This is a genomic window from Bradyrhizobium oligotrophicum S58 (genome assembly GCF_000344805.1).
GTDB classification, from domain to species: Bacteria; Pseudomonadota; Alphaproteobacteria; order Rhizobiales; family Xanthobacteraceae; genus Bradyrhizobium; species Bradyrhizobium oligotrophicum.
On record NC_020453.1, the window covers coordinates 1050516 to 1068003 of the forward strand.

The 17488-nt window shown below is 63.1% G+C and carries 15 protein-coding genes and 1 pseudogene; 3 read left to right on the forward strand and 13 right to left on the reverse strand.

The features are described from left to right. The first annotated feature begins 25 nt into the window (after nt 1–25). A complete protein-coding gene (locus S58_RS04650) occupies nt 26–397 on the forward strand; it encodes a nuclear transport factor 2 family protein (protein ID WP_042338744.1) in 372 nt (123 codons plus the stop codon). 181 nt (nt 398–578) lie between these two features. On the opposite strand, the gene S58_RS04655 is transcribed toward S58_RS04650, so the two are convergent. From S58_RS04655 to S58_RS04685, 8 genes and pseudogenes are all read right to left on the reverse strand, one after another. Next, a complete protein-coding gene (locus S58_RS04655; RefSeq protein ID WP_042338746.1) occupies nt 579–1877 on the reverse strand; it encodes an alkaline phosphatase family protein in 1299 nt (432 codons plus the stop codon). Nucleotides 1878–1879: 2 nt separating this feature from the next. After that, nucleotides 1880–3157, reverse strand: a complete 1278-nt coding sequence (phnA, locus tag S58_RS04660; protein ID WP_015664086.1) for a phosphonoacetate hydrolase — start codon at nt 3155–3157, stop codon at nt 1880–1882. Next, nucleotides 3157–4503, reverse strand: coding sequence for an amidase (locus tag S58_RS04665; RefSeq protein WP_015664087.1), 1347 nt, complete (start codon nt 4501–4503; stop codon nt 3157–3159). Before S58_RS04665 ends, phnA begins: the two co-directional genes overlap by 1 nt. After that, entirely contained in the window at nt 4500–5459 is a 960-nt protein-coding gene (locus tag S58_RS39420; RefSeq protein WP_322788245.1) for a branched-chain amino acid ABC transporter permease, read from the reverse strand. Before S58_RS39420 ends, S58_RS04665 begins: the two co-directional genes overlap by 4 nt. 99 nt (nt 5460–5558) lie before the next feature. Then, nucleotides 5559–6413, reverse strand: a pseudogene (locus S58_RS39425) (branched-chain amino acid ABC transporter permease); the annotation flags it as partial. A 6-nt stretch (nt 6414–6419) separates the two neighbouring features. Further along, nucleotides 6420–7145, reverse strand: a complete 726-nt coding sequence (locus S58_RS04675; RefSeq protein WP_042340547.1) for an ABC transporter ATP-binding protein — start codon at nt 7143–7145, stop codon at nt 6420–6422. Continuing rightward, on the reverse strand, nt 7138–7947 hold the full coding sequence (locus tag S58_RS04680; RefSeq protein WP_015664090.1) for an ABC transporter ATP-binding protein: 810 nt from the start codon (nt 7945–7947) through the stop codon (nt 7138–7140). Before S58_RS04680 ends, S58_RS04675 begins: the two co-directional genes overlap by 8 nt. Before the next feature lie 2 nt (nt 7948–7949). Beyond that, nucleotides 7950–9158 (reverse strand): ABC transporter substrate-binding protein, encoded by a 1209-nt coding sequence (locus S58_RS04685; RefSeq protein ID WP_015664091.1) that lies wholly within the window; start codon nt 9156–9158, stop codon nt 7950–7952. 158 nt (nt 9159–9316) lie between these two features. Here S58_RS04685 and S58_RS04690 point away from each other — a divergent pair, with 158 nt between their 5' ends. After that, the gene (locus S58_RS04690) at nt 9317–10303 is read left to right on the forward strand and encodes a sugar-binding transcriptional regulator (protein ID WP_244440708.1); all 987 of its coding nucleotides are present in this window, start codon (nt 9317–9319) and stop codon (nt 10301–10303) included. A gap of 96 nt (nt 10304–10399) precedes the next feature. Here S58_RS04690 and phnY read toward each other — a convergent pair whose 3' ends face one another. The 5 genes from phnY to aepX all read right to left on the reverse strand — a co-directional run bounded on the left by phnY (nt 10400) and on the right by aepX (nt 16135). Next, nucleotides 10400–11842, reverse strand: a complete 1443-nt coding sequence (gene phnY / locus S58_RS04695; RefSeq protein ID WP_015664093.1) for a phosphonoacetaldehyde dehydrogenase — start codon at nt 11840–11842, stop codon at nt 10400–10402. A gap of 9 nt (nt 11843–11851) precedes the next feature. Continuing rightward, entirely contained in the window at nt 11852–12847 is a 996-nt protein-coding gene (locus tag S58_RS04700) for a DMT family transporter (RefSeq protein WP_015664094.1), read from the reverse strand. Between the two features lie 12 nt (nt 12848–12859). Further along, a complete protein-coding gene (gene aepY, locus S58_RS04705) occupies nt 12860–13999 on the reverse strand; it encodes a phosphonopyruvate decarboxylase (RefSeq protein WP_042338750.1) in 1140 nt (379 codons plus the stop codon). 70 nt (nt 14000–14069) lie between these two features. Next, nucleotides 14070–15149 (reverse strand): methyltransferase, encoded by a 1080-nt coding sequence (locus S58_RS04710; RefSeq protein ID WP_015664096.1) that lies wholly within the window; start codon nt 15147–15149, stop codon nt 14070–14072. A 38-nt stretch (nt 15150–15187) separates the two neighbouring features. After that, complete coding sequence (gene aepX / locus S58_RS04715; RefSeq protein WP_015664097.1) at nt 15188–16135, reverse strand: phosphoenolpyruvate mutase; 948 nt, start codon at nt 16133–16135, stop codon at nt 15188–15190. Nucleotides 16136–16558: 423 nt separating this feature from the next. Between aepX and S58_RS04720 the strand changes: the two genes are divergently transcribed. Further along, a complete protein-coding gene (locus S58_RS04720) occupies nt 16559–17407 on the forward strand; it encodes a hypothetical protein (protein ID WP_042338752.1) in 849 nt (282 codons plus the stop codon). The last annotated feature ends 81 nt before the right edge of the window (nt 17408–17488 follow it).

Genomic DNA, 17488 nt, shown 5'->3' on the forward strand with positions numbered 1-17488 from the left:
CCGGCTCTCAATGGTGGGGGGGAGCATGCAGGGACCGTTGGATGATCGGGATGCCGAAGCATATGTCCGACACCTGTTCGCGTGTATCGACGCTCACGACTGGGCTGGCTTGTCCAGCCTGCTGGACGACGGTGCCGTCTATGAGCGTCCAGGATATGAGCCCTTTATCGGCAAATTGGCCATCATGCAGTTCTATCGCCACGAGCGCATCGTGGCCTCGGGAGAGCACCTGCTTGAGCAGGTGCTGAGCAATGGCGAACAGATCGCCTGCTGGGGCAGCTTTACGGGCCAGGACAAGAATGGACGTCCCTTGAAGGTCAGATTTGCCGATGTCTATCATCTCAGCAGTGGTCGCATCGGCCTGCGGCGGACATTCTTCGACAGCCCGGCGCTCTGATCAGCGCAGCGGCCACGTTCTCTCGGCACCGGTGAACAGACAGCTCTCCCAAGGGGGCGTCGACAGGGTGCTGCGGCGCAGCCGGCAGGTAGCAGGCATCGGCCGGAGCAGATGCGACGATCATTGCCGGTGCTTGATGGTGTTGGCCCAAAATGGTTTGGGCCAATGCGCAGCGCGGGCGTCAGGCCGTCATGGCGCGCGGCTCAGAACGCCAGGCTGCCGCCTGCAAGGCCTCGCCGTCCATTCCTGTGCAGGCCAGCCCGAGATGGGACAGCACCGTCGGCGCGATGTCGATGACGCGCGCGGGCGACTTGCGGATCCGACCCGGACTGAAGCCTTGGCCGCATGCCATCAGGAACGGAGCCTGCTCGTAGGTCCCGAGCCCTCCATGCTGTCCGCATCCGAGTCGGTCGGGCTTGCCAAGGGCAGGCTTGGCCGCGAGGCTCGAACCGCGGATTCCGAAGCGGTTGGGGACGTCGCTGGACCGCATGGAAACAGCAAAAGCGAGGCCGCCGGTGTGAGCTTGTCCAACGCGGTCGAGCTCGTCCGGCCCGAAGACCTGCCCGGCCCAATCACTGCGTTCCAGAAACGATCGCACGCTTTGCAGCGGGGGGCCGCGCTGGGAGTCGACATAGATCAAGGCCGAGGTCCCGTTCGAGATGGCCAGAATCTCGTCGGACAAATGATCGGCTTTGAGACCGGCGGTGATCAGCGCCGCATCGATGTCAACGATGTCCTCGACCGTTTGATGGCCGTGATCCGATCCGATCAGAAGGAGGATGTCATCGCCCCGGTCGCGCTGTCTTGCCACGGCTGCAATCACCTCCGCCGCCCGACGATCCGCCTCCGCCAGAACGGCAAGATGGTCCGGAGAACCGAGCGGCGCGTTGTGTTGTATATGGTCCGGTTCGCCCAGCCACAAAACGCCCACCGCGGGGCGACGTTGGACCAGAACGTCGTCGATGAAGCGCGCCGTCATTCTGGCGTCCCCACGGCTGTCCAGCGTGACGTCCAATCGCTCGCCGGCCGCGACTTCGATGCGGCCAGGTCCGAACGAGCCGGCCCGGTGATAGACAAATCCGTGCCCGTCGGGATCATGGGCATAGGCAGCCCCCGGGGACACATTGCTGAAGACGATCTGGCCACCCACCGTCTTGACGCGTTCCGCCAGGGTCGGCACTTGCAGTGATGATCCAGTGACCCGGCGCTTGTGTTGCAGAAACTGCGGATCTCCGGCGTCGCGCAGCACCAACCTGCCGGATTCGATCAGGGCAACGGAGTTGCCTTGCAGTCCATGCCTTGCTGGAATGCATCCGGTTGCAACACTCGCCGACACGACGCGTGTGCACGAAGGAAAGACCGTCCGGTAGTCCTCGAACCATTCCGCGCGCGCGGCGAAATCTGCGAGATGGGGCGTAGTCGCAGGCGAAACCAGGTCCCGTCGAAGTCCGTCGAGGATCATGATGACAACACGCTTCATGGTCAAAGGTCCACCTCATTGAGCGCGACACTGAAAATATCGAAATTGCGTAAAGTGCGCTCGTCGGGCGCGCCCTGGCTCGCGCGAAGCCGATGAGACAGGATAAAGGGGACGCGCTGCTCGGCGAGGCCGCCATGCGAGCGCAGCCTTGCGCCCGCCAGGTTGGAGAGCTCGTGGTCGCACGCTCGGGCGCCCAGGGCGATTCCCTTTGCTGCGATCACGCAGACGTCGCCCTCGCGGTCGGGCGGCAGCTCGAAGCGGGCGGCCGCGTCATCTCCGGTCAAGGCGAGACCGACGCCGGGAAGCCCGGCGAGAAACGAAACGACGTCTGACGCCAGCAACACTGGATCCAGGAGGTGAACCCGGACGAAGCCGCCGAGCGCGCCGTGATGGCGGACGAACGGATCGGTGATGGGGCAGATCACCCGCGTTCGCCCGAGGCCGAAGACCGCGTCGAGCTGATCGCCGAGATACAAGACATTGGGCGAACCATCGGCGTGCGCCATATCACTCATACCGTGATCGGCGACGATCCCGACAAGCGTGCCCTCGGCAAGCAGTGCGCCGAGCCTCTGATCCACCTCGGCCATGAACGCCAGGGCTTCCGGCTCGTGCGGCGCGTAGGCGTGCTGGACATAGTCGGACAGCGACAAATAGATCAGATCAGGACGATAATCCGCCAACAGCTTGAGACCGGCGTCCAGGACGAACAGTGACAGGTCCGCCGAATACTGATGAGGAACGGAGCGGCCGATCCGCGCGGGCACGTCTGCAATGCCATTCTCGGCTTCGCTGCAGCAATCCGCCTTCTCGGCAGAGAACACGATTCCCTTGAGGTCCTTGCCAAGCGCCTTGCGGAGCTTGTCCTTGGCCGTCACGGCTGCCACCTTGGCTCCCGCACGGGAGAAGGCGGAAAGGATCGTCGGTGCTCGCACCGGCGATGCGTCCACCATCATCACCTCCTGTCCGCTCGTCCGGTCGATGTAGAAGTTGCCCGACACACCGTGGTGCGCGGGTGCGACCCCGGTGACGATCGAAACGTTGTTTGGATTGGTGAAGGTCGGCATCGCCGCGAGCGCCGTGGTCGCAAAGCCGTCGCGTCTCATGCGATCGAGGGCAGGGACGATGCCCGCGCTGCTCGCCGCTGCGATATAGTCGGGGTCGCAGCCGTCGAAGCAGATGATGACAGTGGGAACGCGCGGCCAATTGTAGACCCGTCCGTTGACTTCGATCTGCGCGTCGGAACCCGTTGTCGGCTGGGTGACGGAGGAATATTGCATCAATGGTCAACCCGTGTTGGCAGGCGGCAGGTGTGAGCAACCCAGGCGGCGTTCTGAAGCAGCTCACGGTCAGAGCCATGGCGTCCAATGAGCTGGAGACCGATCGGCAAGCCGTGGGCGCCGCAGAGCAGCGGCAGTGAGACGACAGGCAGACCGCACAGGCTCCAGGGCATGGCGAGACTCCCCGAGCCGGGACCTTCATCGAGCCTTGTCGCCTCGCCCGGCGCCGAAAGGGTCACAAGCACATCGTGCCGCGCGAACAGCTGCGACGTCAGTCTGATCAAGCGATCGGCCAACGCGTTCAACTCGATGTAACGTTTCGCGCTGAGCGCAATGCCGGCGGCAATTCCATCCTGCAGCGGTGGACACAGCTTGGCAGACAGATGCCGGGGCAGATCGCCGAAGCGAGCCGCCAGATGCGCGTTCAAGAGGCCAAGAGCCACCTCGATCGCATGGCCGAACTCGCTCGGAAGATCCAGTTCGTCGGCTGCTACCGGCAACGCACCGATGCAGGCCGTCAAAGCCTCGTCCACCTCCGGAGCGACCTGCTCGAATCCCGGTCCGCGCACCACGGCGAGCCTCGGGGGGCGGCCGATCCGATCGGCGGCGCCGTCGACAACAGGATCAAATGCGCCGGCAAACAAGCAGAGATCCTGGACGGATCTCGCGAGATAGCCGATCTGCGCAAGCCGCGGCACCAGGATGTTGGAGCCTTCCATGCTTGCAAACCCGAACGACGGCTTGAAGGCATACGCTCCGCAGAATGATGCCGGCAGCACCGTCGAGGCGGTGTGCTGAGTCCCGAGTGCAAGAGGCACCATTCGGTCGACCACGGCTGCGGCTGAACCGGCCGAAGACACACCAGGTGATCGCCCAAGATCATTGGGATTGCGGGCAGCGCTCGGGTGATACATGCCGAACTCCGACGTCGTCGTCTTGCCGATGATGATGGCGCCGGCCCGCCTGAGGATCGCGACCGCCGCGGCGTCCGCTGCCGGGCGACGGTCGCGCAGCAGGCTGCTGCCATATTCCGATGGCATGTCGATCGTGTCGAAGACGTCCTTGACGCCGATGGGCAGGCCGTGGAGCGGTCCGGCGAGCCGGCCTTCCGATTGCGCCTTGTCGGCGAGGAACGCCTGCTCCCGCCCCGTGTCCACCGCGAGATGACTGAAGGCGTGGACCTCGCCGTCGCGTGCCGCGATGCGAGCGAGGCAGGCCTCGAGCAGTGCGGTCGCGGACAGGCGCAGTTCGCGTATGGCCGAAGCTGCAGCCGTGGCTGTCAGCTGCGAAGGATCGCCATCCATCTGGCAAAGCTGATGCCGACTGTGTGGGATCGCGCTGGTCATGATCGGCCCGTCTCCTCGAAGGTCTCGGCAGGTGCGAATGAGGTGGCGCTGGCCCCGCGCAGCCGTGAAGGCCAGGCGAACGCGTGTCGAGGCATCATCCCGTCACGAAAGGTCAGGACGCATGTTGCGAAGACGACGCCCTGGATCACCTGCACCCAGGCACCATAGGGAGCGAGAAAGTGCTGCATCGTGACCAGGACCGCAGCGCCGGCCAAGGGTCCGCCCAATGTGCCGAGGCCGCCTATGAGGCACATCAGAACAGCCTCTCCGGAGAGGTGCCAGTGTGCGCCGGACAAGGTCGCGAGCTGAAAGGCAACTGCACTCAGTGACCCCGCGAGGCCGGCGCAGCCGGCGGCGATCGCAAAGGCGAACAGCTTCAGGCCCCAGGCGTTCTGACCAAGGGACAGGGCGCGCCGCTCGTCGTCGCGGACTGCGACAAGCATCATCCCAAGCTGAGACGACAGCAGCCGCTTGATGCCGAAATGGACGGAGCAGAAGGCGATGACCGCAAGCGCATAGACGGCGAGGTCGTTGCGCAGATCGATCAGACCGAACAGGACACCGCGCGGCACCGCCTGGAGCCCGTCTTCGCCATGCGTGAAGCTCGACTGGACGAACACGAAATAGACCATCTGGGCAACGGCGAGCGTGATCATGGCTTGATAGATGCCACGCCGCCGGATCGCCAGCGCTCCCATGACGACGCCGAGCAGGATAGCGGCAGTGATTCCGGCCAGCATCGCGAGCTCTGGGGACATCGCCCATTCCTTCATGGCATGCGCCGTCACATAGGCGGCTGTCCCGTAGAGAGCCGCCTGGCCGAACGACATGACGCCGGCAAAACCGAGCAGGAAGTTGAATGACGCGGCAAGGATCGCAAAGCAGAAGATCTTGACCAGGAATATCGGATAGAGCAGGGCCGGCAGCAGAGCGAGCACGGCGGCGGCCATCGCCATGATCAGGATGCGTTCGAAATTCTGGCTTGGCAGTGAATCGCGTGTGGCGGTGACCGGCGGCGGGATTCCCGCAAAGGAATGCTGTCGCAACACCTCGATGCCGAACAGCCCCTGCGGCCGGACCGACAGGACGATGCACATGAAAGCGAAGATCATGACATTGGCCGCTTGCGGGAACACCGCCAGTGTCGCGCTCTCGAGCAATGCCAGGCAGTAGGCCGCCAGGATTGTTCCTCCGAGGGAGCCCATCCCACCGATCACGATGATGGCGAAGACAACAAGCAGGACGTCCGCCCCCATCAGCGGGCTGACCTGATAGATCGGCGCCGCAAGAGCGCCGGCGAGGCCCGCAAGAGCCGCGCCCAGCCCGAAGGTGGCCGTCATCACCGCAGGAATCGGAACGCCCAGCGCTTCGGCCATCATGGCATTCTCGGAAGCCGCCCGTAGCGTCGCTCCAGCCTTGGTTCGTGCGATCGCGATCCACACCCCGAGGCAAACGGCAAGGGCAACCATGACGACCCACAGCCGGTAGACGGGGAACACCGCATAGCCGAGATCGACCACGTCCGACAGCCAGGCGGGCGTCGAAAAAGGCAGTCCCGTGGAGCCGAAGATGACCTGAAATCCGCCCTGGATCGCGGTTGCGAGCCCGAAGCTCAGCATGAACCCATAGAGCGGATCGAGATTGTAGGTCCGCCGCAGCAAGAGCCGCTCCAGCACCATCCCGGCCGATCCAACCAGAACGGCAGCCGCACACAGGCCCGCGAGGTAGGGAAGACCAAGGCGTGCAACGGCCGCCCAGGCGGCAAATGCGCCCATCATGTAGAGCGCGCCGTGAGCCATGTTGAGGATGTTCAGGAGCCCGAAGATCAATGCGAGGCCGAGGCAGAGCAGGGCATAGAACGATCCATTGACCAGACCGATCGTGAGATAGGAGAGAACGAGGTTTGACATACGGATTCACACGGCAATGTATTTGGAGAGGCGCGCTTCGATGCGCTCGGCCTCGCTGGTCGGGCAATTGTCGACAACCAATCCGTTCTCGATTGCAACAACCCGGTCAGCGACGCCCAGCACGAAAGCAAGGTTCTGTTCGACGAGCAGGATGGTGTAGCCGCGCTGCTTGAGCGCCGTGATCGCCTGTTCGATCTGGCGGATGATGATGGGTGCGAGCCCCTCCGTCGGCTCGTCCAGCAGCAGAGTTCGGGCACCGGATCGCAGAATCCGCCCGATCGCCAGCATCTGTTGCTCGCCGCCGCTCAGCTGCCCGCCGAGATGGCGGGTCCGCGACCGCAGGTTCGGAAACAGTTCGAAGATCTCATCATCGCTCATGCCGGAGCCGCCCAACCTGGGCGACAGCGCCATGTTCTCGGCCACGGTGAGGCTGGCGAAGATCCCTCGCTCCTCCGGACAGTAACCGAGGCCAAGATGCGCGCGCTCAGATGGACGCAGCGAACGCACCTCTCTCCCCTGTAGCAGCACTTGCCCCGACTGCCGCTGCAACAGGCCCATGATGACGCGCAGGATGGTGCTCTTGCCCGCGCCGTTGCGGCCCAGCAACACGACGACCTCGCCTTCCGACACGGTGAAGTCGATCCCGAACAGCGCCTGGACCTCGCCATACCAGGCCTTGAGGTTGGATATCGCAAGGGGGAGGCTTGCTTGTCTTCGTTCCGGATCAAGCATCAGCGGCTGCACCGAGATAGGCGGCGCGGACGCGGTGGTCGCGCGCGACGTCTTGATAGGATCCGTCGCTCAGAACGGCTCCGTTCGCCAGGACGGTGACGTGGTCCGCGAGCCGTTCGACGACCTTGAGGTTGTGTTCCACCAGCAGGACGCAGCAATCCTGCGCTGCGTCCGCAATCATCTCGACGACTGGACCGATGTCTTCCCGGCCGAGCCCCGACGTCGGCTCGTCGAGAAGCAGGAGGCGAGGTTTGAGGGCGAGGGTGGTAGCAATTTCGAGCAGGCGCCGCCGCCCATAGGAGAGTTCACGCGCCTGCCTGCGTCGGTCGGAGGTCAGGCCAACTCGTGCCAGTAGAGTCTCGTTATGGGGGGCGAGATCGCCGCTGAGGCGACGGCGCAGCAGCCGGAGTGGCGGGCTGGCATGGGCCTGCGCCACCAGCATGTTCTCCTCGACCGACAATTCGGGAAATATGGCGCAGATCTGGAACGATCGTGCCAGCCCGAGCCTGGCCAGCCGATTGGCAGGCCAGGCAGTGACGTCGCGTCCAAACAATTCGATCTGGCCGCGCGTCGGCTTGACGAAGCCGCTGATCGCGTTGAACAGGGTCGACTTGCCTGCTCCATTGGGGCCGATCACCGCGTGAATGCAGCCATCCCGAAGGTCGAGCGACACCTCGTTCAAGGCGACGAAATCCTTGAACTGAACCGTCAGAGCACGAACCTTCAGCACGGGATCGGTCAGCAGCGGGGCAGAGACAGCCCTCGGATGTTCGAAAGCCTGGAGCGAGGCGCGGGCTACCATGTCTATTGCGCCTTGGCCGCCTGCGAGCTGCAGCCGGAGGCCGATGCGGGACGGAACGCCGCGCTCGGAGGAACCGTGGCTGTGCGGACGTAGAAGTCCCAGGGTTCTTTGCTCTCGGCAGGCGCTTTCACACGATAGACGCCGATCTCATAGGTTACCCGTCCATTCGCCTGAATGTGCGCTTCGCTGCCGAAGCGGTCGACCGGCAGCTGCCGCATCTGGTCGTTGACAGAAGCGGCATCGTCGCTGTGCGCGGCCCGCGCGGCCTTCAAATAGTGCAGCACGCTGACATAGACGCCGGCCTGTTCACGTGTTGGCATCCGTCCGTGGGTGGCAAAGAACCGCCGGGCGAATGTGCGCGTCGCATCATTGTCGTTCCAGTAGAAGCCGGTGCTGATGATCAGGTTCTGCGCCGTCTCCGGGCCGATACTGTTGATATCCGTCACGAAGGCATGCAGCGCGGCCAGCTTCTGCCCGCCCCGCGCGATCCCGAACTGGCCGGCTTGCTTGATGGCGTTGACCGTGTCGGCCCCGGCGCTGGCAAGCGCGATCACCTCGGCGGAGGAGCTGCGTGCCCTCACCAGGAGTGTGGAGAAGTCGGCGGTGCCGAGCGGATGGCGAGCGCTGCCGATGACCCTGCCGCCGCGCTCGTCCACGACCTGTTGGGCAACTCCCTCCAGATCGTGGCCGAAGGAATAATCCGCGGTGAGGAAGAACCAGGACTTCAGGCCCTGGTCGAGCAGCGACGCCGCCGTGCCGCGCGCCAGCGCATAGGTATCGTCGGTCCAGTGCGTGACATAGGGCGAGCAATAGCGGCCTGTGATGTCGGTGGAAGCTGCGCCGGATATCAGGAGCGAGCGCTTTTTGTCGGTCGCGAGCGGGATCAATCCGAAAACCACACCCGAATGCGGCAGATCGACGATCGCGTCGACGCCGCGCCGGTCAAACCATTCGCGCGCGATGCTGGAGGCGATGTCCGGCTTGTTCTGATGATCTGCCGTGACGATCTCGATCGGCGTGCCATCGACGGTTCCCCCGAAATCGGCAACGGCCATCCGGGCCGCGAGGATCGAGCCAGGACCACCAACGTCGGCGACCACGCCGCTCTGATCCCCCATGACACCGATCACGACCTTGCCGTCCGAGAATTCCGCCAGTGCGGCGTTCATCGAGACGGATAGAAATGCAACCGACAGCAGAATGCTTCGCATGGTCAGCCCCCTATCATTATTGGCAGGGGGGGCTTAGCCGGCTTCGCTGACACATTTGTGACGGATTGGGTACAATTGAGCCATCCGGGATGGTAGTTGTCGTGGCGACCGCCACGGGGCACAGATGGGTCCTCACTCAAACCGACTCAGGCTGTGACGTGACCACCTCAAACCTGAAACTGCGCGACGGCGAGGCCGACAACGCCGATACGATCCTGGAAGATCGAGTCCTGGTTGCCAGAATATGCTGGTACTACTTCAAGGAAGGGCAGACGCAGGAAGCGATATCGCAGCGGCTGAACATGACGCGGAAGCGCGTCAACCGAATCCTCGGGCTCGCGCGGGAAAGCGGCTTCGTTCAGATCACGATCACCGATCCCGCCGGTCAGCGAACGAAACTCGAGGCGGAGCTCGCTGCCCGATACGGCCTGATGCAAGCTATCGTGGTCCCGACCCCCATGAGTGATCCGGACGTAAGGTCCTTCCTCGGAGCGGCAGCTGCCAACTACGTCGCTGAACAGCTTCCCGCGGACGGCTCGATTGGGATCACCTGGGGAGGGACGATCAACGCAGCCGCCCAGAACCTGAGGCCGCGTCAGGGGCAGAACACCAAGGTTGTCCTGCTCTGCGGCGGATTGGCGGAAAGCGCGCCGATCAATCCTTACGACAACGCTGCGATGATCGCACGCGCACTCGGAGCCCGCTGTTATTATCTCACCGCGCCCATGTTCGTCGACGACGCGGCCTTTCGAGACCTCATCGTGGACAGCGAGCCGGTTCGCTCCGTGTTGGCCATGGTGCCAAGTCTGGACATGGCGCTCTTGAGCGCGATCGACCTTTCCGAGCAGTCAAAGGTGCTCGAATACAACGTCATCTCACGCAAGACCTGGACGTCGCTGCGAACGGCGGGCGCGGTCGGAGACATTTGCGGCCACTACCTCGATCGCAACGGCAAGCGGGTGGATCATCCGCTGTCGCGGCGGACCATCAACCCGCCTTGGGACCACATTCATCGGATCAAGCACCGGGTTCTGGCAGCCGGGGGACTGCAGAAGGTCGCGATCATTCGCGCCGCGCTGCTGGCCGGGCTATGTCATGTTCTGGTGACTGACGAAGCTGCGGCGGAGAAGCTGCTGATCGACTAGGTGCGTATTACCAGCGCAGCCGCCGCTCGTGGCGCGGCGGCTCGATCGCTGGTGATTTGGCGCTCCGTGGCCAACCGGCGATGCAGGTCGCGGGCCCTAGACCGGCCACGGCAGAGAGTAGGTCTTCACCTGCGTGAAGCTGCGCATCGCCTCCAGTATCCCCTCCTTGTGACCCAGCCCGGATTGCTTGATGCCGCCGAATGGAGTGAGCTCGGTGCGATAACCGGGAACTTCCCAGACGTTGACGGAGCCGACCGCGAGCCCCTCGATCAGTCTCGTGACGTGATCCAGGCGGTTGGAGCAGATGGCGGCGGAAAGTCCAAACTTGGTCGCGTTCGCCATCATGACGATCTCGTCGACATCGTTGTTGCACCGGATGATCGGCAGAACAGGGCCGAACGTCTCCTCGGCAACGAGCTCACAAGCGGGCGAGACATGATCGAGCAGGGTTGGAGGACAAAACGCGCCGCGAGGCTCACCGCCGAGCAGAAGCCTGGCACCTGCCGCGACCGCGCCGGCAACGCGTCTGGCAATCAGCTGGGCTGCGTCTTCGCTGATGACGGTGCCGAGATCAACGGAAGGGTCGCTGGGGTCGCCCGTTGAGAGCTGCCGCATGTGGTGCAGGGCCCGCTCGGCGAAATGATCCGCAAGCTCCTCCACGACCAGCGCCCGCTTCACGGCCGTACAGCGTTGACCGGAATGTCTGACCGCACCCTGCACGGCCAAGTGCGCGGCCCGATCGACGTCGGCATCCGCGAGGACGATGAAGGGATCGTTCCCACCGAGTTCGAGGACGAGCCGCCGGTAACCCGCCCGTTCCGCGATCTGGTGCCCGACGCGAACCGACCCCGTGAATGTCACGAGCTCGGCGTCCTCATCGGTGAATACGCAATCTCCAAGATCGTGCGGCGTTCCGGTCACGATCGAGAGCATGCCCTCTGGCAAGCCTTGTTCGCGGAGGATCCGGCCCAGAGCAAGTGCCGTCAGGGGCGTCTGCTCCGATGGCTTGAGCACCACGCGGTTGTTGGTCGCAATTGCCGGCGCCAGCTTGTGGCTGACCAGATTCAGCGGATGATTGAAGGGGGTGATGGCCGCGATGACCCCGGCGAGCGGCGTGCGCATTGAAAAAATGCGCCGCTGATGAGGGTTTCCGCCGATGTCTCCAGGGTAAATCTCGCCATCATTCTGAATCAGCGCATGGGCGGCAAACGACCAGACGTCACAGGCGCGCCGGGTTTCATGCAGGGAGTCCCTCAGGCAGAGACCGGTCTCGGCAGTTATGAGCTGTGCGAGCCGGTCTTGATCGCTTGCGATCGCACGCGCAGTCCCGAGCAGGATATCCGACCTTTCGCGGCGGCTCAGCTTCGGGCGGAAGCGTGCGGCTGCTTTGAATGCCGCCCGTATTTGACGTGGCTCTGCCTGGGGTACCGTCCCGACGAGCGCGCCGGAGAACGGATTCCTGACTTCGATGACGCGATCTGCGTCGGCTGGTGCTCCAGCCAGAAGCATCGGCTGGTAGATTGGCTCAAGTGCGCGCATGTGTCGGCCTCAACTCAAAGCCCGCTTCGGTTGACGCTTGGCTCGAGGCTCGTGAGCCTCGTCGATTTGGCTGAATGACGCACTGACCGCTCTGTTGCGCAAAGGTTGCTCTTCGCGTTGCCAGATCACGATCGTGACGCCCATGATGATCAGCAGGCAGGCAAGCACCGTCTGCAGCGCGAGCTCCTCACCTTGCAGGATGAGAGCTGACATCAGTGCCACGACCGGAATGAGAACGAGGCTCTGAGATGCGATCCGCGCTGGAATTGAGGCCAGCGCATAGTACCAGGCAACGAATGCGAGGCCGGTCGCGACGATACAGTTAAACGCGATCGGGAAGGCGAGAGCTGAAAGATGCTTGACGTCGAAGTGCGGCTCGAGGACGGCTGAGGCCATCATGACTGCCGTCCCCGACGTGGCGAGCTGGAATGTAGTCCGGCTCCAGACGTCGATATCGCTGCGAGTTCGGTCGGCGAGCCAGGTTCCCAAGGCCCAGCAGATGGCAGCAATCAGCAGCAGCGCAACCCCTTCGGCGTTGTTGAAAGTCATCGGCGCAGCCGTCGGCCCGAGACCATCGGCGCTCAGCAACATGATGCCGCCAAGCCCGCTACCGATCGCCGCAAGTTCGAAGCCGGTCTGGCGCCTGCCGTCAAAGACCCATTCAATGATCGCAAGCCAGAGCGGCATTGTATAGAAAATGAGCGCACTTCGACCGATGTCGAGATATTGCAGCCCAATCAGGCTCAGGCCCAGCCCGCAGGCCATCTGCAGCAAGCCGACGGCAAACAGGTTCAGCCGTCCGCGATCGCCGAGGCGGAGCTGATGCCCCAAGGCAAGGCGCGCCACGGCGATCGCCACCGCCCCGCCAAGAAGCCGCAGTCCTGTAAAGAACAGCGGCGGTGCGACGCGCAGCGCATCCTTTATGACGAGCCAGTTCATACCCCAGATCAGGATCACGAAGGTCAGGCAGAGGGCTGCCGAGGTCGACGTCTTGCGGACTATCACATCATTCCCCTTTTAGCCGACAGCTGAGGGTTCAAGAACATTGCGCTCCATGGCGTCCTGGAATCGACGCTTGTTCCCGACCGGCGTATGGCGGGTGGTCACGCGCGGAAGCGTTGCGGGATGGAAGCGATTGATCTTGCACAGCAGGAAATGCGGGCCCGGGGTGCTGGCACAGTGCTTCATGGCTGTCATGATGTGCTCGGCTTCGACGCAGCGCACCGACGAGCGATAGCCGCAGGCGGATGCCACAAGGTCCAGGGATGAGCTTCGTGACGTCGACGCCTGTCCACCGGTGGACGCATAACTTTCGTTGTCGAGCACGACATGGATGAGGTTCTGCGGCTTGGCGTGGCCAATGGTGGACATGACGCCCATGTGCATCAGCGCGCCGCCATCGCCATCCAGTGCGAGGACTGGTCGCTCAGGCCTGGCGATGGCGAGACCTGCCGCCAATGCGCTGCAGTGGCCGAGCGAGCCCTGCATGTAGAAATTCTCGGCACGATCGTTGACCCGGAACAGCTCTCTCGTGATGAATCCTGTCGTCGAGACGATCGGCGTGGCCGGATCGAGCCGCTGGCAGATCAGTTCGATCGCCTCTCCCGCGCTGAGCGGGTAATCGAGCGGTGCGTCAGGGGCAGGCCCTGCGGGACTCTGCGTCAACTGGCCCTTTCGCAACAGCACAGCAAAAGGTGCCTCCTGCCGATGCGCTTCAGCCGCGCGGATGAGAAGCTGATCCAGTCCGCCCGTCGTTCCATCGAACTCGTACCAGTCGATGGCGAGCTGATCGAGGATCGCCTTGGTCGCGGCGCCCATGAAGATGTGCTGCGGCTCATCTGCGCTCTCGTCGGGATGCCCTCGCACCGAGATCAGCAAGAAAACCGGGATCCTGTTGACCATCAACAACGATGTGAGTGGATTGACGACGTGACCAAGACCGGAGTTTTGCAGCGCGACAACGGCTCGCTGGCCAGACAGCGCGGCGCCGGCGGCGAGCGCCACCGCGCTGCCCTCGTTGGCCGCGGGCACGTCGATCAACGCGCTTTCGGCCGCCCTCTCAAAGAGGTCAGCGAAGTGCGAGCAGGGAACGCCTGAAAAGAAGGTGTAGCCTGCTGCACTCAATCTGGATAGGAGAACGCTCGTCGGCACGGACATGGCTCTGCTCCCTGCACAAGACATCGGGAACGGCTGAATCCGTTCCCGATGGGATCGACGTCACGTGACCTCAGCTGGGCTTCTTCGCCACGATGAGGCTGCGATTGCAGAGTGATTTGTGGTACTCGACATCACCAAAGCCGGCCTGTTCGAGCATTTCTCGCATGTCTTCGAAGCTGTAGCAGCAGCCTTCGTAGCCCGTGGTCAGGAGCACCGAATATTCTGCTTCGGCGGCTGGAGCCGGGACCCCGCCCCGATCGTCGGGATGGCAGCTGTAGACAGCGATGCGGCCGCCCGGCTGAAGGCTGCCGTGGGACTTGCGCATCAGCAGGCGGACCTTGTCAGGTCCCCAATTGTGAAGTACGTGGGAATACAGATGAAGGCTTGCATCGCGTGGCAGCGGGTCAACAAACATGTCGCCAGCGACGATACGGACGCGGTCGGGATAGAGACCGCGCGTGAGCAGACAGGATCGCGCAAGCTCGTCGACAGGGGGGCGCTCAAAGATGATTGCGGACAGCCCAGGATAGCGCATCAGCAGATGCGCGGAATAGACGCCGGAGCCGCCGCCGATGTCGAGCACGGTCGTGTCACCGCTGCAATCGAGCAGGGTAGCGAGATGCGGGGCAAAGATCCGGCCGCGCTCCTCCATGCCGCGTGTGTTGAGGTCCGCGAACTCATCGGTCTGCATCAGATCGTCCCAGCTGGTCGTGTCGCCGCGCGCGACATGCCAGGTGTCGGAGCCGTCGTTCCGCAGCACGTCGTACAGCTCGCGAACGGACGACTTGTACTTCATCGTGGCGATGTAGGAGGCGACGTTCTCGTCGGATCGGCTGCTGAGATATCGGACCGCTTCGATGGTGGCGTGAAGTTTTCCGCCCTTGCGGGCAATCAGGCCCCAGGATTCGAAGAGCCTGATCATTGTACGTGTCGGCCGGTCACGAAGCGAGAAATGCTCTCGCAATTCGTCTTCCGAGACGGGATGATCGTCCAGATAGGTGAACAGGTCGAGCCAGGACACCGCTGCAATGTAGAGGTCGGCGGCGTATGAGCTGTCCCGCCACTTGATGATCTGGGCAATGTCGGGGCGGTCGACGTATGAGGCATCGGTCAGCGTGTCGATGCGAGATGCGAGTGCAGTCGGGGTCATGGGTCTGATCCTTTCAGAGAACGGCGTGAGTTGTTCGGTTACTCTGCCTGGCCTGGCGCGGCATTCGCGGGCAGGTATCTTGCCTCGGCAAGCGCCAGCTCGTCGTAGTGAAACAGCGAGAAAACATCCTCGAGAGTCGCGACCTCAGCCTCGATTCCGGCGATGCCCTGCTCGGTGATGATGCGCTCGCAGACATTGCGCATCGCGCTTGTCGCGGCGCGCATCGAATGATTGGCCCAGATCACGGTCGAGATGCCGGCAGCACGAAAGGCGGACGCCGGCGTCCGGTAGTATTTGGTCGGAACGATCACGACAGGCAGGCGGTTCTGCCAGCCATTGGTGAAGGCGAAGATCTCGTCCGCCGTGCTCTTCCGGGAATGAATGAGAATGGCGTCAGCGCCGGCATCCGCATAGGCGTGAGCGCGGTGAAGAGCCTCGTCGAGGCCATGGCCGGCGATCAGGGCCTCGATGCGGGCGACGAGGACGAGTTCGTCTCCGACGGCATCCTTTACGGCACGCAGACGACCGGAGAATTCATTGGCATCGGCCAGCGGATGACGATCGCCGACGAACGAATTCATCTTCGGAAACTGCTTGTCTTCCAAGGCCACACCGGCGGCGCCCCTCTGACGTAGCTTATGGGCCAGAATGCGCGCGTTGTTGAAATTGCCGAAGCCGCTGTCGCCGTCGACGAGAACCGGCAGATCAGTCGAATCGACCATGCGTTCGACCACGTCGATGAGCTGGGTCCAGGAGGCCTCGCTTGCATCGCGATAGCCGAGAGAGCACGCGATCGATAGACCGGATGCCCATAGGCCCTTGAAGCCGGCGCGCTCAGCGACGGCGCTTGAGAGCCCATCATGGGCCTCCATCAGAAAGCTCAGATCTCGATTGCTGCAGATCTGCTCGCGGAGCGCTGCGGCGCGAGTGGCGAGTTCCGGACGATGATCTGCTGCATGACGGATCGATTGCGGTCGCGTGAGCATGCAAGTTCTCCCTTCCCAGTGCGGGCCTGTTATCAACTAGCAGTTGACAGTTTTGCGATACCGGGATCAATTACTAACTCTGGTAGTCACACCAGCGCATAGGGTCTTGCGGGTGAGGCGAGGGGAGGCGATCCCGCCGCGGGCGAGCACTGCGGGCGAGCAGGCCTGGTTCGTGCAGGCAAGGGACCGCGGCCCTGCCGCCGCTTGCGGCGCCGGATGAAGTGGTGTGCCCTGGAGGGAGGATGATGGCAGACGGCTACCAAAGCTTGTAGTAGCGGCGCCGATCGACATGCGTTCAACTGCTTGCTTCGTTCGGCATCCGGGTCAGCCGCTTGGCGGATCTGATCCGATGATCGATACATCAATGGGCGCTAGGGACGCTGGCGCACTGCCGCGTTCGTATTCGAGATGGCGTGGATCCGAATGACAACCATCCTTCTGGACGATCATGGGCGGGCTTGGGATGCTCATTCGCCTGTTTTGCGGAGATTCCTGCAATGCCCGGCGTCAGATTTTGATTTCCCGTCCTACGTGGTCGACAACCTGGGATTTGTCGCTGTCACCATGATCGACAGCCGGTCGGCCCGGATCCGGCTCAGGCCGAGGACCGCCTGCGGGATCAGCATCGCTTCGGCGCTATACTTCATCGCCGATAGGGCCGTGGAGCGGATCATCGTCGTGAAAGCAGGAGATGAAGTTGTCGAGCGGATGTTCTCGAGGGTCAGCCAGGCGATGGCCTATATCGGGGATGAGGTCGCGCGGGCCCGCCTGCAACTGTCGCCGGTGTTCAGAAGCCGTGAGTTGCCCATCACTGCGATTGCCAAAGAGGCAGAGCCTCTTGCGGTCCTATTCACGCGATGGCTGGAATGTGATCAAGGCCGCGACAATACCGAACTGAAGGGCCTCCTCGATCTACACTCGCTGCAGCGCTTCGTCATCATCGAGCCTGTCGACGGCCGGCTTATCTTCGCAGACATCGGTTCAGGGTTTGAAAGCTTCGGCAGAACCTGGCAACAGCAGGCGCCGGGATTGCCGCTCGAGGAGCAGCCGGACTATCATTACGGCCAATGGGTCCGTGGCGTTTACGACCATGTGCTTCGTACAGGCCAGCCGCTCTTCGACGACGTTGATGCAGTCATCCGGCGCCCGCATCGAAATGACAGGTTGCGGGTGCACTATAGGCGCCTCATCCTTCCCTGCGGTTCGATCGGATCCAAGCCAGCCCGGCTTGTCGGTGCGTCGCTCGTCGATAACGTTGCATCGACCCCCTGATAGCTGCGCGATGCAGCGCAAGGATGGTTGATAGAACCCTCAAGGCGATTGGTTGAGTGCCATCTTGCGAGCTGTCCGGGG